Genomic DNA, 16,675 nt, shown 5'->3' with positions numbered 1-16,675 from the left:
CTGCGCCGGATGGCGTGCCGCGCATACAGACCACGGATTGCCACGATGATTTCACGGCCTCCGCAAACAGCGCGCAAATGCCGACCGGCAGGCACTTTGCAGGAACTTCGTCTAGCCTCACCTGCCGATCTAATAAGAAGTCGAACAATGCAATTCGGCGATGCAGAGGAGTCGATGAAATGCCCGATGCTCAAGGCAAGGTTCGTTACGCAGTGGTCGGTGGTGGCTGGATTTCCCAGGGGGCTTTCATGCCCGGCGTGGGCCAGACCGACAACTCGGTGATCACCGCACTGGTCACCGGCGATCCGATCAAGGCCGACAAGCTGGCCAAGCTCTATAACATCAAGAGCTACCGCTACGAAGAATTCTCCACCCTGCTCGCCTCCGGCGAGATCGACGCCATCTATCTGGCCACACCGAACTTCCGCCACCGCGAATTCGCCGAGCCGGCGCTGGATGCCGGCATCCATGTGCTGCTGGAAAAACCCATGGACACCAGCCAGGAAGACTGCCAGGCCATCACCGCGGCAGCCGAGCGCTCGGGCGCCAAGCTGATGATCGCCTATCGCCTGCACTTCGAGCCCGGCACCGTGGAGATGATTCACCGCGTTCGCGCCGGCGATATCGGCGACCCACGGCTGTTCAGCGCGACCTTCACGCAGACCGTCGACCCGGCCAACCACCGCATGCAGAGCGGCTACTGGGCCGGCCCCGTGACCGACATGGGCCCGTATCCGATCAACGCCGTGCGCAACCTGTTCGATGACGAGCCGCTGGAAGTGCGCGCCGTGGCCGTGCAGACCCCCGGCCGGGAAATCAATACGCCGGATACCGTGGCAGTGACGATGCGTTTTGCCGAAGAGCGCATGGCCACATTCACCGTCAGTTACAGCCTGCCCTACACCGAGCGATTCCAGATACTGGGTACCAAAGGCGAGTTCGAGGCCTCCCCCTGCTTCGGCTTCGGCGAAGACTCGGCGATCAGCTACCGCGCCACCATCGGCGGCAAGACCACCGAGCACGAGCATCCGGTGGTCGACCAGTTCGCCGGGGAAACCCAGTACTTCTCCGACTGCATCCTGCAGAACCGCGAGCCGGAGCCTGACGGCGACGAAGGCTGGCGCGACGTGCGTGTACTGGAGGCGATCGAGCGTGCTCTGGAAACCGGCCAGCCGCAGCGCCTCGACCCGCTGCCCAAACGCCCGGGCATCAGTGTCGAGCAGGCGCGCCGCCTGCCGCTGGCGAAGGTGCCGGAGTACGTCAACACCACAGAGCCGGTGAGCTGAAACGCAGCGAGCAGGTAATAAAAAAGGGACGCCGAGGCGTCCCTTTTTACATGCCGTCGAAACGACCCGATTACAGCTGCACCACGTCGAACTGCACGTCGGTGGCCACATCGGCGTCATAGTCCACGTCGCTGCGCTCGAAGCCGAACAGGTTGAGGAACTGCTTCTTGTAACCGGCATAGTCGGTCATTTCGAACAGGTTCTCGGTGGTCACCTGTGGCCACATGGCTTTGCAGGCGTCCTGTACGTCATCGCGCAATTCCCAGTCGTCCAGGCGCAGGCGGGCTTTCTCGTCGACTGCAGCCGGGGCACCGTCGGCGCGGTACAGGCGGTCACGGAACATGCGGTCGAGCTGGTCCTGGGTGCCTTCGTGAACGCCCTTTTCCTGCATGATCTTGAAGACCATCGACAGGTACAGCGGCATCACCGGGATGGCCGAGCTTGCCTGGGTGACCACCGACTTGAGCACGGCCACGTTGGCACCGCCTTTGACTTCGCCAGCCAGTTTCTTGTCCAGGCGCAGAGCGGTTTCGTCCAAGTCCTGCTTGGCCTTGCCCAGCGCGCCGTGCCAGTAGATCGGCCAGGTGATTTCCGTGCCGATGTAGCTGAACGCCACGGTACGCGCGCCTTCGGCCAGCACGTCGGCGCCAGCCAGGGCGTCGATCCACAGCTGCCAGTCCTGGCCACCCATGACGGTCACGGTGTCGGCAATTTCCTGCTCACTGGCCGGTTCGATGGACGCCTCGATGATCACGTCCTTGTTGGTATCGATGGCGGTCGACTTGTACGGCTGGCCGATCGGCTTGAGCGCCGAGCGCACCACTTCACCGGTCTGCGGCAGCTTACGCACAGGCGAAGCCAGGGAATAGACGATCAGGTCGACCTTGCCGCCCATCTCGTTCTTGATCAGCTCGATGACCTTGGCGCGGGCTTCATCGGAGAAGGCGTCGCCATTGATCGATTTGCTGTACAGGCCTTCGGCCTTGGCGAACTTGTCGAATGCTGCCGAGTTGTACCAGCCAGCGGTGCCGGCCTTGGTTTCGGTGCCCGGCTTCTCGAAGAACACGCCCAAGGTATCGGCGCCAAAGCCGAAGGCGGCGGTGATGCGCGCCGCCAGGCCGTAGCCGCTGGAAGCACCGATCACCAGCACCTTTTTCGGACCGTCATTACGCACGCCCAGTTTGCGTGTCGCCTCGATCTGCTCGGCCACGTTGCGCTCGCAACCCAGCGGGTGGGTGGTGGTACAGATGAAGCCACGAACTTTAGGGTGAATAATCAACGTGTTTACCTCGTCATCGTTTTTGGGCAGGCGGGAGTTTACTGCCGATTTCCCGCCCGAGAAAAAGGGTAATTAGACCTATTGGTCGCTCCAAAAGCCAGCCAGGCCACATTTTGCCCGGCGGGTTGGTTGTCGCAGGCCACGGGCAGCGCTGCTATCTACGTCAGCCAAGACCCTGGGTATAAGAGTTGCTCAACACAGGCCACAGGTACACGACCTCGTGCCGTAGCCCGGCGTAGAGCGCAGCGAAACCTGGGAAGACAACGCCGGTCATATCCCCGGCACTGGCCTTCGCAGTGGCGATTCCTTACCATCGCAGGCCTTCCAATTTTAAGAGTCTGTTCAAAGTCTCGCGAGCTAGAGCAGTGCAAGGCGAAAACAGGCGAGGACGCGGAGTTTACGAGCTGTAAATGAGCAGTCCGAGCCGGTTTTTAACGCCGCAGTGCCGACGCGCAGCAGACTTTGAGCAGGCTCTAAGGCCGTACAGGCCGTATTACGCCCCGCGCCTGCAGGGCGTCCGTCTTGCTCGATTCAGGTAACCCATGAAAATCGCCCGTCTGCGCGCCGACATCCTGGCCGGTCTCACGTCCTCGTTCGCGCTGGTGCCCGAATGCATCGCCTTCGCCCTGGTGGCCCAGGTCAACCCGCTGATGGGTCTGTACGGCGCCTTCTTCATCTGCCTGATCACCGCGCTGTTCGGCGGCCGCCCTGGCATGATCTCCGGCGCGGCAGGCTCCATGGCGGTAGTGATCGTCGCCCTGGTGGTGCAGCACGGCGCCCAGTACTTGCTCGCCACCGTGCTGCTCAGCGGCCTGATCATGACGGCCTTCGGCCTGCTGCGTCTGGGCAAGCTGGTGCGCATGGTGCCGCACCCGGTGATGCTCGGTTTCGTCAACGGCCTGGCCATCGTCATCGCCCTGGCGCAACTGGAACACTTCCAGCACGACGGCCGCTGGATCGAGGGCAACGCCCTGTATCTGATGCTCGGCCTGGTGGCGCTGACCATGGCCATCGTCTACATCCTGCCGCGCCTGACCAAGGTCATCCCGCCGGCACTCGCGGCGATCCTCAGTGTCGGCCTGCTCACCTACTTCCTGCACCTGCCCACCCACACCCTGGGCGACATGGCCAAGATCGCCGGCAACATGCCGGTGCCGGCGCTGCCGCAGATTCCATGGAGCCTGGAAACCCTCAAGATCATCCTGCCCTACGCGGTGCTGATGGCCATGGTCGGCCTGCTGGAAACCCTGCTGACCCTCAACCTCACCGACGAGATCACCGAAAGCCGCGGCCACCCGGACCGCGAATGCGTGGCCCTCGGCGCGGCCAACATCGCCTCGGGCATGTGCGGCGGCATGGGCGGCTGCGCGATGATCGGCCAGACCATGATCAACCTCAGCTCCGGCGGCCGTGGCCGGCTGTCCGGCATCGTCGCCGGGGGGATGATCCTGCTCTATATCCTGTTCCTGTCGCCGCTGATCGAGCTGATTCCCCTGGCGGCCCTGGTCGGCGTGATGTTCGTGGTCGCCCAGCAGACCTTCGCCTGGGCCTCGCTGCGCGTGCTTGGCAAGGTGCCGCTCAACGACGTGCTGGTGATAGTCGCGGTGACCATCATCACCGTGTTCACCGACCTGGCCGTGGCGGTGTCGTGCGGTATCGTCATCGCCGCCCTGAACTTCGCCTGGCAGCATGCCCGCGACCTGCACGCCGAAGCCCACCTGGAAGCCGACGGCAGCAAGCGCTACGTGCCCTGGGGCACGCTGTTCTTCGCCTCCACCACGCAGTTTCTCAACCAGTTCGACACCGCCAATGACCCCGAACACGTGACCATCGACTGCCGCCACCTGAGCTTCGTCGACTACTCGGCCATCGCCGCCCTGATGACCCTGCGCGAACGCTACACCAAGGCCGGCAAACACCTGCGCGTGGTGCACCTGTCCGAGCGCTGCAAGCAATTGCTCAAGCGGGCAGGGATGCAGGCGGGCTGATGGCGACCGGCGGGAGACGCTGACGCACTTTTGACGTAAAGCTCCTGAAAGGAATCAACATGACCGAAGTATCCGATGATCCGTTGTGCCTGGTTTTCATTCCAGCGTTGGTGACGGTTCTCTATGCAGCAGAGAAGCACAAAGGTGCTCTGCTTACCGAAAAGGAAGTAATCGATATCCGTGACAATGCGACTTGCATGAAAGTCCCTTTCAGCGTGGCGCTAGAGGGCGAGCAGAAAAGAGGTTATCCGGATATCGCTGCAGAGAATTGCTGGGAAGAGTGGCAATCGTTGCGTACCGAACTCCTTAACTAAGAATCTACAACGCATGGGCTGGCAGCCCCTTGACTTTTTACTGCAAACATTTTAACGGAGATGGTAGGTTTTCGGAGGCTCTCTAAAACTTCGAAACTCGACGTCAACTTTCCGCACCTGCTCGCACCATATCGAGCGCCCATGAAAAATAAATCGACGAAAGGAATAGCATGTTCTTTAAATACATCCCTCTCTCTCTATCGTTACTTTTCCCCTTAGTGACCCAAGCAGCAGAAACCTATACCATCCAAGACAAATTCAGCATCTCCGCGCCCACAAAATTAAACTGGAAGCGGGATAAATCAGATGAAGAAAACCAAATAACCCTTGCGCACCAAACAGACTCACCACCTTACTACACTTCTTTTCTAGAGCTAAAAATTAGCACCATCGATTCGAAAATTAATGCTATAGAACACCTCTTAGATCAAGCAGGCAAAAAGCTGTCCAGGTTTTCCATCAGAGAGGCTGATGTCGAACTGCTGGAGAGCTTTACTTACAAGCGCGAACACTTTTTAGAGATGGACTGCATTTCGAACACTTGGACAACTGTATATCCGCGCCAAAAAATTGCAAGGTCGATGCCGACTTACAGAACATTCAACATGCTCGAGTGCCCAATCCCAAACACCTCCCAGATATTGTCACTTTCTTTTATGTATTCGGGCAAAGAACACAATATTCCACCAGCCATGCAAAAAGATGCGAAAGACTTCTTTAACTCGCTAACGCTGCATGCGGCAAAAGACTGATTGCATCTCTGCATACAATCAACATTAGGCTTGACGGCGTCATTCACAGGAATTGGATTTATCAGTTAGATCACCGCCTACGCGACGTCTGCCGCGGCTGCAGCGCATCGAGCGCCGGAGCATTGTCGCGGGCCCAGCTGTAGATCAGCTCGATGGGCTCGACCAACCGTTGGCCAAGCTCGGTGAGCGAGTAGTCAACCGTAGGCGGTACGCTGTCGTGTACCTGGCGGTCGATCAGGCCGCTGGCTTCCAGTTCGCGCAGGGTCTGCACCAGCATCTTCTTGGAGATACCGGGCAGGCTGCGGTGCAGCACGCCGGTGCGGGCGGTGCCGCCGTGGCGGGCATGCAGGGTGTGCAGAATCATGCTCGTCCACTTGGTGGCGAACAGTTCGAGTACGCGTCGCGGCGCGCAGTCTTCGCGCCATTGTTCATCGGGAGTGCCGGGTTGCATCGGGGTGGTTACCTTTTGGTGCCGTCTTGGTTTGAGTCTGCAGCGTCGTTATGGTGCCAATACTCGTTCTGAAGGAGGAATAGCTGTATGGCACATCACGCACTGGTCGTCGGCGCCAGCGGTATCGTCGGCAGCGCCACCGCGCGCCTGCTGGTTGAACAGGGTTGGCAGGTCACCGGCCTGGCTCGCAAGCCGGGCACGGCCGAGAACGTCACGCCACTGGCGGCCGACCTGCTCGATCCCGCCTCGCTGGCCAGCGCCGTCGAAGGCCTGAAGCCGACCCACGTGTTCCTGACCACCTGGGCACGCCAGGCCACCGAGGCGGAAAACATCCGCGTCAACGCGGCGATGGTTCGTAACCTGCTGGACGCCCTGCGCCCCGCGGGTAGCGTCAAGCACGTGGCTCTGGTCACCGGCCTCAAACACTACCTCGGCCCGTTCGAGGCCTATGGCAAGGGCGTGCTGCCGCAAACCCCGTTCCGCGAGGAACAGGGCCGCCTGGATGTGGAGAATTTCTATTACGCCCAGGAAGACGAAGTGTTCGCCGCCGCAAAGCGTGACGGTTTCACCTGGAGCGTGCACCGCCCGCACACCGTCACCGGCGTGGCGGTCGGCAATGCGATGAACATGGCGACTACCCTTGCCGTCTACGCCTCCATCTGCAAGGAAACCAGCCGCCCGTTCCGCTTCCCCGGCTCGGCCGTGCAGTGGAACAGCCTCACCGACATGACCGACGCCCGCCAGCTCGCCAAGCAGCTGCACTGGGCTGCCACCACCCCGGCAGCGGCCAACCAGGCCTTCAACATCGTCAACGGTGACGTGTTTCGCTGGAAATGGATGTGGCAACGCATCGCCGAGTGGTTCGACCTAGAGGCCGCGCCCTTCGACGGCGAGCCCGCACCGCTGGAAGAACAAATGGCCAGTGACGCCGCAGCCTGGCTGGAACTGGTCGCCAAGCACGACCTGGCCGAAGCCGATATCACCCGCCTGATATCCCCCTGGCACACCGACGCCGACCTGGGCCGCCCCATCGAAGTGGTCACCGACATGTCGAAAAGCCGCAAGCTGGGCTTTGTCGATTACCAGGCCACCGACGATGCGTTCTTCGCGGTGTTCGAGCAGCTGCGGGCGGCCAAGCTGATTCCATAAACGCAACACCCGCCCCTCTCGGGAGCCCGCCTATGGGCTCCCAACTTCGACGCCCGACTCCCCTCCCACTCCAATACTCTACTACCACTATTGGATGGCTTGCGTAACACCTGGCAGATTGGCTAACGTCGGCCTTATTGATAGCGATAAGCCATATTCTTGCCGCGCTTGGTGAAGCAATCTGTTAATCGGTGCTTCATGGCGTAAAAGCGAGGCAGTCAGGGAAATGACTTCTGCCGGCAAATGCCGCAACAGGGAAGTAACGAGATGGCCAGACGTCGCAAGACCTCCACATTCGAAGACCTTATCGTCATCGCCAGTCGTCTGCCGTGGTGGCTCAGCATCCTGCTGGCGCTGCTTAGCTGGTATTGGCTGTATGGCTATGCAACTAGTATCCCTCCACGATTGACCGACCCAAGCCAATTCTCAGGCCATCTGACCGGCGCAGTTTTTCGCGGCTGGGCAACGGCGTTTCAGTACATCGTTCCCGCAGCCTGCGTATTCGGGGCCATCGCCTCGATCTTCGGTCGTATCCGTCGTCGCAAGCTACTCGCCGAAGTCGCCACTGCAACACTCAGTGGGCGCACGTTGGAAAACATCTCCTGGCAGGAATTCGAAAGACTGGTTGGTGAGGCCCTGCGCCAGCAGGGTTACGCCATCACCGAAACCGGGGGCAATGGGCCGGATGGCGGCGTCGATCTGATCCTGCGCAGTCCTGAGGGCGAGCGTTATATCGTCCAGTGCAAACAGTGGCGCGCCACCAAGGTAGGTGTGCCGGTCATTCGCGAATTCCTGGGTGCGATGGTCACCCACGGCGCGGTTGGCGGCTTTGTCGTCACAGCAGGCAGTTTCACCAGCGAAGCTAGGGAATTTGCCAGTGGCCGCAACATTCGGCTGGTGGATGGAGTGGAACTGAAGAAGTGGATTGCAGCGGCCAAGCGTGCTCTGATTCAGCCGCCTCAGACAGACACGCACATTAAGCCCGTTCTCGAAGAAGTAAGCCTCAAAGCCGAAACACCCAACTGCCCTGTTTGTAATTCGACCATGCTCAAACGTGTAGCCAAACGAGGGCCGCATATCGGCCGGGCGTTTTGGGGATGCACCAAATGGCCTGGCTGCAAAGGCACGATCTAACCAATCGAGGTTAGAAGTCCCATAAACATGGCTCTCATCAAACCATGCACGACCAAGGAAAGACGTTATGGAATTTGAAGAAAGACTAGCCAGCCTGGCTGCGAAGATTCGTCAGCAGAAGTCAGCAATTCAAACAGAAGAAGCCACAAAAAATGCGTTCGTCATGCCGTTCATACAGAACGTGCTCGGTTATGACGTCTTTGATCCGCTGGAGGTGGTTCCAGAATTCGTATGTGACGTGGGGACAAAAAAGGGAGAGAAGATTGACTACGCCATCCTCAAAGACGGACAGATCCAGATTTTGATTGAGAGCAAGAAAGTTGGTGAGCCACTAAATATCAACCACGCTAGCCAGCTCTTTCGGTATTTCCATGTAACCACCGCGCGCATTTCCATATTGACGAACGGTCAGGTCTATCGGTTTTTTACCGATCTAGATGCACCAAACAAAATGGACGAAAAACCGTTCCTTGAATTCGACTTACTCGACATAGATGACCACGTCGTGCCGGAACTTCAGAAGCTTACAAAATCGGCATTCGACGTTGACTCGATCATCAGCGCTGCTGGCGAATTGAAGTATGTTGGTCAAATAAAGCGTGAGCTGGCTATTCAGTTCCAGCAGCCGGACGAAGACTTCGTACGTTTTTTCGCATCTCGTGTTTATGAGGGTGCCATCACCCAAAAAGTCAGAGAACAGTTCGCTTTACTCACCCGTAAGGCGACGATGCAATTTCTCAGCGACCAAATCAATGAGCGATTGAAGTCGGCAATTTCCGGATCTAACCAGCCGATCATCGTGAACAATGCGCAGCCGGTAGAGCTACCAAAAACCGAGCAAAGCCAAGTTGAGGTGATAGAAAAGGACTTGGTTGTGACAACGGTCGAGGAAATCGAGGGCTATAACATTATCAAGGCGATTGTCCGTACCGAGGTAGACGTAAAGCGAATTGCTGCCCGAGACACCCAGAGCTATTTCGGTATTCTGCTGGACGACAACAACCGCAAACCTATTGCACGCCTTCATTTCAATCGAGCACAAAAATACATAGGCACTTTCGATGCCGATAAGAAAGAAACTAGACACCCAATCGATACACTCGACGATATTTTCGGATTTGCTGACGCATTGAAAGCTGCGGCAAAGTCCTACGAAAGTAATTAATCACCGCCCTTCAGAGGCAGTGAAATATGGGGTGAGCCAAGACGCCTAACACGCGAAACTAGCTCTTCCCATTCCTCCCCTCATCCTCTCGCCCCCTCCGCCTCAGCCGCAGCGCTTCGCCAACCTGAACCAACTCGCCCATTCTCGCCCTAAGCAGTACCGCTGCAGGGAAAGGGAACCGGGCTGGTGTGGCCGGCTGGCAGCGTAATCGGGTTTGGGAATTTGGGCGTATTGCCCTATCCTCGCGCCCCTTCGAATAAGACGACCAAAGGAAGACGCCCGTGTCTGCGTTGCTCGATGCCTTCTCCGGCCTGCTCTGGACCTACCTTGCCATCCCCATGCTGCTGCTCAGCGGTATCTACCTGACCTACAAATGCCGCGGTGTGCAGCTGCGAATGATTCCGGAAATGTTCCGGGTGATCCTCGAGCGCAACCACGGTGACAAGGAGGCGATTTCCTCCTTCAAGGCGTTCACCATTTCCGCGGCGTCGCGGGTCGGCACCGGCAATATCGCAGGCGTAGCCACAGCCATCGCCGTGGGCGGCCCTGGTGCGGTGTTCTGGATGTGGATGGTAGCGCTGGTCGGTGGCGCCACCTCGTTCGTGGAGTCGACTCTGGGTCAGTTGTACAAGTCGGACAAGCAGTACCGCTACCACGGAGGCCCAGCCTACTACATCCAGCGTGCCCTGGGCTGGCGGTGGCTGGCGGTGGTGTTCGCGGTGATGATCAGCATCACCTACGGCCTGGTGTTCAACTCGGTACAGGCCAACTCCATAGTTGACGCCATGCAGACCTCTTTCGGCGGTGAAGGCGGCAGCCGCACCCTGGCCTGGGGCGTGGGCATCGCGCTCACCGTATTGACCGGCGTGATCATCTTCGGCGGCGTGCAGACCATCTCCAAGGTGTCGGTCACCGTAGTGCCGGCCATGGCCCTGATGTACCTGGGCATCGGCCTGCTGGTCATCCTGCTCAACATCGACCAGGTGCCGCGGGTATTCGGCGACATCTTCAGCCACGCCTTCGGTCTGCGCGAGATCGCTGGCGGCGGTATCGGCGCGGCGATCATGATGGGCGTACGTCGCGGCCTGTTCTCCAACGAGGCCGGCATGGGCTCGGTGCCCAATGCCAGCGCCACTGCATCAGTGTCGCACCCGGTCAAGCAGGGCCTGGTACAGACCCTGGGCGTGTATTTCGACACGCTGGTCATCTGTACAATGACCGCGCTGATCATTCTGGTCGCCGACCCGAGTCACGCCTATGGTGATGCCACCCAGGGCGCCAGCCTGACCCAATGGGCGCTGGCCGAAGAGCTCGGCAGTTGGGCACTCCACTACCTGACCTTCGCCATCCTGCTGTTCGCCTTCACCTCGGTGATCGGCAACTACTATTACGGTGAATCCAACATCCAGTACATGTTCGACAGCAAGCTGCTGCTCAACCTGTTCCGCGTGCTGGTGATGGCTTTCGTGCTGATCGGCTCGGTGGTCAAGGTATCGGTGGTGTGGGCCATGGCCGATGTGTTCATGCCGCTGCTGGCCCTCACCAACCTGATCGCCATCCTGCCGCTGGCGGCAATCGCCGCGCGCCTGCTCAGCCACTACAACGCCCAGCGCCGCAAGGGCGTGGAGCCGGTGTTCCACCGCGATGAGATGCCAGACCTGAAGAACGTCGAATGCTGGGATGGCAGTGACCACGTTACTTGCGCAGAAACCTACAGCGACTCGGCGAACAATGCGCTGAAGAACTGACGATATCTGGACTACGCAGCAACCCTGAACGCCGACCTCCATAGGTCGGCGTTCTGCTATCTGCAATGTTGAAGCTAGGCGGCCCGCGCGCTCAGCAGGCGAACTCCCAAACTGATAAACAGCGCGCCGGTCAGGCGCTTGATGGTCGCTACCCAGCGCAAGGCCTTGAGCCGCTTGCTGAAGCGAAAGGCGACAAAGCAGTACAGCGAATGCACCACCACCACGATGGCGGCGATGGTCAGGTACATGACCGTGAACTGCAGCGACACGGCGCGCTCTGGCTGCAGAAACTGCGGCAGGAAGGCGCACAGAAAGATCATCGTCTTGGGGTTGCTGGCCGACACCAGAAATGCTTCGCCGGCAATACGCCAACCGGCTACCGCAACGGCAGCGGATAGCTCCACTGAAGAGTTCCCGGCGGCTACCTGACGGGTGAACAGCTGGCGCAGCCCCAGATAGATCAGGTAGCCGGCGCCGATGATCTTCAGGGTCAGGAAGGCTGTGGGCATGGCGATCAGCAGCGCGCCTACGCCCAATGCAACGCCGGAGGTAACCAGCAGTTGCGCCGTGAGGTTGCCGAGCAACGTGGCGCCCATGGCGCTTGGGCCGTGGCGCAAGGCATTGCGCACTACCAGCAGCACATTCGGCCCCGGCGTCAGCGTGGTAGCCAGGTAAGCCAGGGTGAAGGTGAACCAGAGGTGCAGGGCCATGACGGCGGCTCGTGAGTGCGAACGAACCTGATCCTAACAGTAACCAGATATGTCAGGCAGTACGAATTTTTAGCCAATGGATTACGCCAGACCCAAGCTGCTCCCAGCCTGCTGCTCCAGCCAGGCAATCAGGTCGCCGGTCTCCAGCGGCCGCGAGATGTAGAAGCCCTGAGCTTCCTGGCAGCCCCAGTCGCGGATCACCTTGAGGGTTTGTTCGGTTTCGATGCCTTCGGCAACCACGCGCTGGCCCAACTCCCTGGCCAGGCTGATCAGCGCGCGCACGATGTTCCAATCCTTTCCGCCTGGCTGCAGATCATCCATGAACGAGCGGTCGAGCTTGACGATGTTGGCTGGAATGTCGCGCAGATAAGACCAATTGCTGTAACCGCTGCCGAAATCGTCGATGGCGATTTCCACGCCTATGGCCTTGAGCCGTTCTATCTGAGTGATCACCACTGAGAAGTCGCCGATCAGCGCGCTTTCGGTGAACTCTACTTCCAGGCACGAGCCGTCTAGCTCATTGCGCGCCAGCAGACGGACGATCTCGTCGGTAAGGTGATCGTTGTTCAGGTCTTCGGCGGACACATTGATCGCCACCTTTAGATCGACCCCCTCGCGGCGCCAGGCGTCGATCTGGGTGATCGCCTGGTTGATCACCCAGAAGCTCACCGCGTGAATCAGCGGGGTCTTCTCGGCCAGCGGAATGAATTCGGCTGGGCTGACTTCGCCCAAGGTTGGGTGTGTCCAGCGCAGCAGCGCCTCGACGGAGAGGCACTCGCCGCTGTGCAGATCGACGCGCGGCTGGAACACCAGACGCAGTTGATCATGGGCGCGTACCGCATCGGCCAGATCGTTGAGCAAGCGGGTACTGCGCTGCTGCGCGGCGTCCATCTGCTCGTCGTAATAGGACCAGCCCTTTCCCGCCTTGCGCGCCTCATCGGCTGCGCAAACGATCAGGCGTAACCAGTCATCGGGGGTTTGATCCGGCTCCAGGCGCAGCACACCGATACCGATTTGCGGCAGCACCGGCAATTCCTGACAATGAATCGGCCTGCTGAACGCCTCGGCCAGGGTAGCGAACACGGCGGGGGCCTGCTCCAGCTGATCGCCTGGCACCACGCAGGCGAAACGCAGCGTGCTGATCTTGTAAAGCTCCCAACTGGCCGGAAGCAGACTTCGCAGAGTGTTCTTCACCGACAGGGTGAAATCGGTCAGGAATTGAAAACCCAACGACTTGAGCATGTCGTTGCGCTGCGCCGGCGACACCAGTTCGATCGCCACGGCCAGCGCAGTTTCGCCGCGCTCAAGGGCATCGCTGATGTCTTCGTCCAGCTTGGCATGATTGAACAACCCGGTAGTGCCATCAACAAAGGCAGCAGTACGCATTTCGTCGAGCCGGGCGATAGCCAGGCGGGCAATCTGCTGCAGCATCGCCATATCGGCGGCGGACATCGGCGGGCGTGGTCGGGTATCGATTACACACAGGTTGCCGAGCACCAGACCGCCCTCGAGTACCAGCGGCACACCGGCGTAGTAGCGGATGCCGGGCTCACCGGTGACCAGGTTGTTGTAGCGAAAGCGATCGTCCTGCAGCGCATCGCACACCTCGACGCTTTCGCCGGTGGCCACGCTGTAGGCACAGAAGGAATCGGCGCGCGGGGTTTCCGGGCGGTCGACGCCGAAGCGTGCACGGAACCACTGGCGATTGCGCTCGACGATAGTGATCAGGCAGATGGGCGTGTTGAAGTACAGGGCGGCGATCTTCACCACTTCGTCGAGAAACGCATCAGTGTTGCTCTCGACGAAACACGGGTGCGCGTCTATCAGCCGCTGGCGGCTCAGCTCGTTCAACGGCAGGGGGGGATATGGCGCCCGCATCTTTGCTCTCTCGGTTGTTGCACGCAAAAGACGGGTGCCGGAGTCCTTTTCGTAGACCGTTCACCCGATGATAACCAAATGACATCACGCCTAATACGGAGTTGCCTAAATAATTGCGACCGTCCAGCTGTTGAGAAATCGACGCATCGCCGAAGAGGCCCTTGGGCAGCGCACAGATCATCAGAAACTGCGAAAATATGGCTGAACGCGGTGCGGCTTAGGTGTCTCTTACCTAGTAGACAAGATCGTCCTGCCACGACTGCGCCCGCCTTGATGATATGGATTTATTGACCAAGCCCGCACCCGCCCCCTACTCCACCGAGCGCCTGGGTTTTCTCGCCAACGGCGGGGAAATTGGCCAACTGCTGCATACACTTGATGCGGGCAACTCACCGCTGGGCGCCGCCCGCGATTGGTCACAGACACTCAAAACGCTGATGAGCACCGTGCTGCCGGTCAAGGCGCAGATCGTGATTTTCTGGGGCCCGCAGTACATCGCCCTGTACAACGACGCGTACGCATCGAGCATCGGCAACAAGCACCCGCGCGCGCTGGGCCGCCCGGCAGTAGAGAATTGGACCGAGCTGTGGGACGACCTCGAACCACTGCTGCGTGGCGTGCTTGAAAGCGGCGAAACTTTCGCCGCCAAGGACCGCCCCTTCTATATCGAGCGCCACGGCCGCGGCGAAGCGGTGTATTTCGATGTGTCCTACTCGGCAGTGCCCGAGGCCGATGGCTCATTGGGTGGCGTGCTGTGCGTAGTCAATGAAACCACCCAGCGCGTGCAGTTCGAGCGGCGCCAGGCGTTTCTGCTTGAGCTGGGCCAGGCATTGCCGTCGATCAGTGAACCCGATCAGGTCGAAGCCCTGGTGCTGCGCCGGCTTGCCGAGGAGCTGAGTGCCGAAAAGGTGTTCTTCGCCGAAAACCTGCAGGCCGAGGCCGCACTGAGCATCCGCCAGAGCGCAGCGCACACCTGCGCCGGGCATCCACTGCAGCCCTACGACGCCGGGCAAAACGAGGTGCTACTCAGCGGCCGTACGCTGGTACAACCGGCGACGGATGACACTCCGGCAACCTTGCACGTTCCCGTGGTGCGTAACGGCGTGCTGGATGCGGTGCTGGTGATCGAGCAACAGGGCCTGCACGAATTTTCCGACTACGAAATCCACCTGGCTGACGAGACGGCCAAGCTGGCCTGGGCCTGGATCACCCGCGCCCGCGCCGAGGTGGCGCTACGCCTGAGCTCCACCCAGCTGTCGGCAATGTTCGACCAGGCCGGCGCCGGCATCGCCGTGTGCGACGCCGGCATGACCCTGATCCGGGTCAACGATCATTACTGCGAGATCGTTGGCCGCAGCCGCGAGCAGTTGCTCGGCCAGAGCCTCTACGAGCTGGCCGAAGCCGGCGAATGCGCCTCGGTCGCTTCGCCCTGCGAATACAGCCTGCGCCATGGTCGCCCATTCGAAAACACGCGCTGTCATAGTCGCGCCGATGGCAGCGTGGTGTGGGTGCAGAACCATGTGACGCCACTGCTCGACGACCAGCAGAGGATCGTCGGCACCATCTGCGTGTGCGTCGATATCAGCGAGCGGGTGCGCGCCGAGGCCGACCTGCGCGAGCTCAACGATTCTCTCGAAGACCGCGTGGCGACCATGGTGGCGCAACGTGAAGCGGCCGTCGCGCAGCTGCACGAAGCCCACAAGATGGAAATGGTTGGCCAGCTCACCGGCGGCATCGCCCACGACTTCAACAACCTGCTGACGCCCATCATGGCCTCGCTGGAGCTGATCCGACGGCGCCTGCCGGACGAACGCTGCACCAAGCTGGCCGACGGCGCGCTGCAGGCCGCAGACCGCGCACGCATTCTGGTCGGCAGACTGCTGACCTTCGCTCGCCGGCAAACCCTCAAGCCGCAGCCGGTGGCATTGAGCACACTGATCCGCAATATGCGCGACCTGATCCAGAGATCCCTCGGACCGATGATCGAGCTGCGCATCGATATCCCCGAGCGCCTGCCAACAGTGTTTATCGACCCGCACCAGCTGGAACTGGCAGTGCTCAACCTGGCGGTCAACGCCCGCGATGCCATGGACGAAAGCGGCCGGCTTAGTATCGCTGCCGAGCTGAGCGAGATATCGAGCAACACCATCACAGGCCTCAGAGGCGGCCAGTACGCACGCCTGACCATCAGTGACTCCGGCTGCGGCATGGACGATGAAACCTTGCGCCGTTGCACCGAGCCGTTCTACTCCACCAAGGGCGTTGGCAAGGGCACGGGACTGGGGCTGTCGATGGTGCAAGGCTTGCTGGTGCAGTCCGGCGGCGGCTTTGCCATCGACTCGTTACGCGGGCAAGGCACCCGGGTCAGCCTGTGGCTGCCAACCACCGATGCACCGGTGGAGAGCGACAAGCCCGAACGCGATGAGGAAGTACCGCGAGCGGCGCGGCCGACCCATATCTTGCTGGTCGACGATGAGGCGCTGGTACGCGACACAACCGCCCTTCAGCTACACGATCTGGGTTATGAGGTGACCGAAGTGGATAGCGCCGCTGCGGCGCTGAAGCTGATCGACGAGGGCCTGCGCCCTGATGCGCTGGTGACCGATCACATCATGGAGAACAAGACCGGCGCCCAGCTGGCCCAGGAACTGCGCCAGCGTTTCCCCGATCTGCCGGTGCTGATCATCACCGGCTACGCCAACCTGACGCCGACCCAAATCAGTAGCTTCGAAGTGCTGGCCAAGCCGTTCCGCCGCCGCGACCTGGCCGATCGTCTGGCACAGCTACTGAGTAACAGTGAGCCGGCCGGATCGAATTAAAC

Annotated in this window: 13 protein-coding genes; 9 read left to right on the top strand and 4 right to left on the bottom strand. The window is 60.2% G+C overall.

Annotated features, from left to right (window positions below; all coding sequences use genetic code 11):
* Window positions 1-179 precede the first annotated feature (179 nt).
* On the top strand, window positions 180-1,286 hold the full coding sequence (locus BM279_RS08865) for a Gfo/Idh/MocA family protein (RefSeq protein ID WP_093502923.1): 1,107 nt from the start codon (window positions 180-182) through the stop codon (window positions 1,284-1,286).
* Between the two features lie 70 nt (window positions 1,287-1,356).
* On the opposite strand, the gene fabV is transcribed toward BM279_RS08865, so the two are convergent.
* Window positions 1,357-2,565: an enoyl-ACP reductase FabV gene (gene fabV / locus BM279_RS08860; RefSeq protein ID WP_093502921.1), complete on the bottom strand. Its 1,209-nt coding sequence runs from the start codon at window positions 2,563-2,565 to the stop codon at window positions 1,357-1,359.
* 542 nt (window positions 2,566-3,107) lie between these two features.
* Between fabV and BM279_RS08855 the strand changes: the two genes are divergently transcribed.
* The 3 genes from BM279_RS08855 (at window position 3,108) to BM279_RS08845 (ending at window position 5,619) form a co-directional block, all read left to right on the top strand.
* Entirely contained in the window at window positions 3,108-4,553 is a 1,446-nt protein-coding gene (locus BM279_RS08855) for a SulP family inorganic anion transporter (protein WP_093502919.1), read from the top strand.
* A 59-nt stretch (window positions 4,554-4,612) separates the two neighbouring features.
* Window positions 4,613-4,867, top strand: coding sequence for a hypothetical protein (locus tag BM279_RS08850; protein ID WP_036986396.1), 255 nt, complete (start codon window positions 4,613-4,615; stop codon window positions 4,865-4,867).
* Between the two features lie 170 nt (window positions 4,868-5,037).
* Window positions 5,038-5,619 carry a hypothetical protein gene (locus BM279_RS08845; protein ID WP_093502917.1) on the top strand — a complete coding sequence of 194 codons (582 nt, stop codon included), beginning with the start codon at window positions 5,038-5,040 and terminating at the stop codon, window positions 5,617-5,619.
* Window positions 5,620-5,689: 70 nt separating this feature from the next.
* Here BM279_RS08845 and BM279_RS08840 read toward each other — a convergent pair whose 3' ends face one another.
* A complete protein-coding gene (locus BM279_RS08840; protein ID WP_093502915.1) occupies window positions 5,690-6,070 on the bottom strand; it encodes a winged helix-turn-helix transcriptional regulator in 381 nt (126 codons plus the stop codon).
* 87 nt (window positions 6,071-6,157) lie between these two features.
* On the opposite strand from BM279_RS08840, the gene BM279_RS08835 reads away from it, so the two are divergent.
* The 4 genes from BM279_RS08835 (at window position 6,158) to BM279_RS08820 (ending at window position 11,266) form a co-directional block, all read left to right on the top strand.
* Complete coding sequence (locus BM279_RS08835; RefSeq protein ID WP_093502913.1) at window positions 6,158-7,219, top strand: SDR family oxidoreductase; 1,062 nt, start codon at window positions 6,158-6,160, stop codon at window positions 7,217-7,219.
* A gap of 267 nt (window positions 7,220-7,486) precedes the next feature.
* Window positions 7,487-8,353, top strand: a complete 867-nt coding sequence (locus BM279_RS08830; protein WP_093502911.1) for a restriction endonuclease — start codon at window positions 7,487-7,489, stop codon at window positions 8,351-8,353.
* A gap of 67 nt (window positions 8,354-8,420) precedes the next feature.
* Entirely contained in the window at window positions 8,421-9,518 is a 1,098-nt protein-coding gene (locus tag BM279_RS08825) for a type I restriction endonuclease (RefSeq protein WP_093502909.1), read from the top strand.
* Between the two features lie 281 nt (window positions 9,519-9,799).
* A complete protein-coding gene (locus tag BM279_RS08820) occupies window positions 9,800-11,266 on the top strand; it encodes an alanine/glycine:cation symporter family protein (protein WP_093502907.1) in 1,467 nt (488 codons plus the stop codon).
* 74 nt (window positions 11,267-11,340) lie between these two features.
* On the opposite strand, the gene BM279_RS08815 is transcribed toward BM279_RS08820, so the two are convergent.
* A complete protein-coding gene (locus BM279_RS08815) occupies window positions 11,341-11,976 on the bottom strand; it encodes a LysE family translocator (protein ID WP_093502905.1) in 636 nt (211 codons plus the stop codon).
* 81 nt (window positions 11,977-12,057) lie between these two features.
* Window positions 12,058-13,854 carry a sensor domain-containing phosphodiesterase gene (locus BM279_RS08810; RefSeq protein ID WP_093502903.1) on the bottom strand — a complete coding sequence of 599 codons (1,797 nt, stop codon included), beginning with the start codon at window positions 13,852-13,854 and terminating at the stop codon, window positions 12,058-12,060.
* A gap of 278 nt (window positions 13,855-14,132) precedes the next feature.
* On the opposite strand from BM279_RS08810, the gene BM279_RS08805 reads away from it, so the two are divergent.
* Window positions 14,133-16,673 (top strand): PAS domain-containing protein, encoded by a 2,541-nt coding sequence (locus BM279_RS08805; protein ID WP_093502901.1) that lies wholly within the window; start codon window positions 14,133-14,135, stop codon window positions 16,671-16,673.
* Window positions 16,674-16,675: the final 2 nt, after the last annotated feature.

The sequence above is a fragment of the Phytopseudomonas straminea genome, assembly GCF_900112645.1.
GTDB classification, from domain to species: Bacteria; Pseudomonadota; Gammaproteobacteria; order Pseudomonadales; family Pseudomonadaceae; genus Aquipseudomonas; species Aquipseudomonas straminea.
Note: the sequence above shows the minus strand (reverse complement) of the source record. Positions and strands in the feature narration are given on the sequence as shown.

Bases quoted from the DNA above. Each gene is read 5' to 3' on its own strand.
- BM279_RS08865 (WP_093502923.1), top strand. From the start codon at position 180: ATGCCCGATGCTCAAGGCAAGGTTCGTTACGCAGTGGTCGGTGGTGGC.
- BM279_RS08855 (WP_093502919.1), top strand. From the start codon at position 3,108: ATGAAAATCGCCCGTCTGCGCGCCGACATCCTGGCCGGTCTCACGTCC.
- BM279_RS08850 (WP_036986396.1), top strand. From the start codon at position 4,613: ATGACCGAAGTATCCGATGATCCGTTGTGCCTGGTTTTCATTCCAGCG.
- BM279_RS08845 (WP_093502917.1), top strand. From the start codon at position 5,038: ATGTTCTTTAAATACATCCCTCTCTCTCTATCGTTACTTTTCCCCTTA.
- BM279_RS08840 (WP_093502915.1), bottom strand. From the start codon at position 6,070: ATGCAACCCGGCACTCCCGATGAACAATGGCGCGAAGACTGCGCGCCG.
- BM279_RS08835 (WP_093502913.1), top strand. From the start codon at position 6,158: ATGGCACATCACGCACTGGTCGTCGGCGCCAGCGGTATCGTCGGCAGC.
- BM279_RS08830 (WP_093502911.1), top strand. From the start codon at position 7,487: ATGGCCAGACGTCGCAAGACCTCCACATTCGAAGACCTTATCGTCATC.
- BM279_RS08825 (WP_093502909.1), top strand. From the start codon at position 8,421: ATGGAATTTGAAGAAAGACTAGCCAGCCTGGCTGCGAAGATTCGTCAG.
- BM279_RS08815 (WP_093502905.1), bottom strand. From the start codon at position 11,976: ATGGCCCTGCACCTCTGGTTCACCTTCACCCTGGCTTACCTGGCTACC.
- BM279_RS08810 (WP_093502903.1), bottom strand. From the start codon at position 13,854: ATGCGGGCGCCATATCCCCCCCTGCCGTTGAACGAGCTGAGCCGCCAG.
- BM279_RS08805 (WP_093502901.1), top strand. From the start codon at position 14,133: ATGGATTTATTGACCAAGCCCGCACCCGCCCCCTACTCCACCGAGCGC.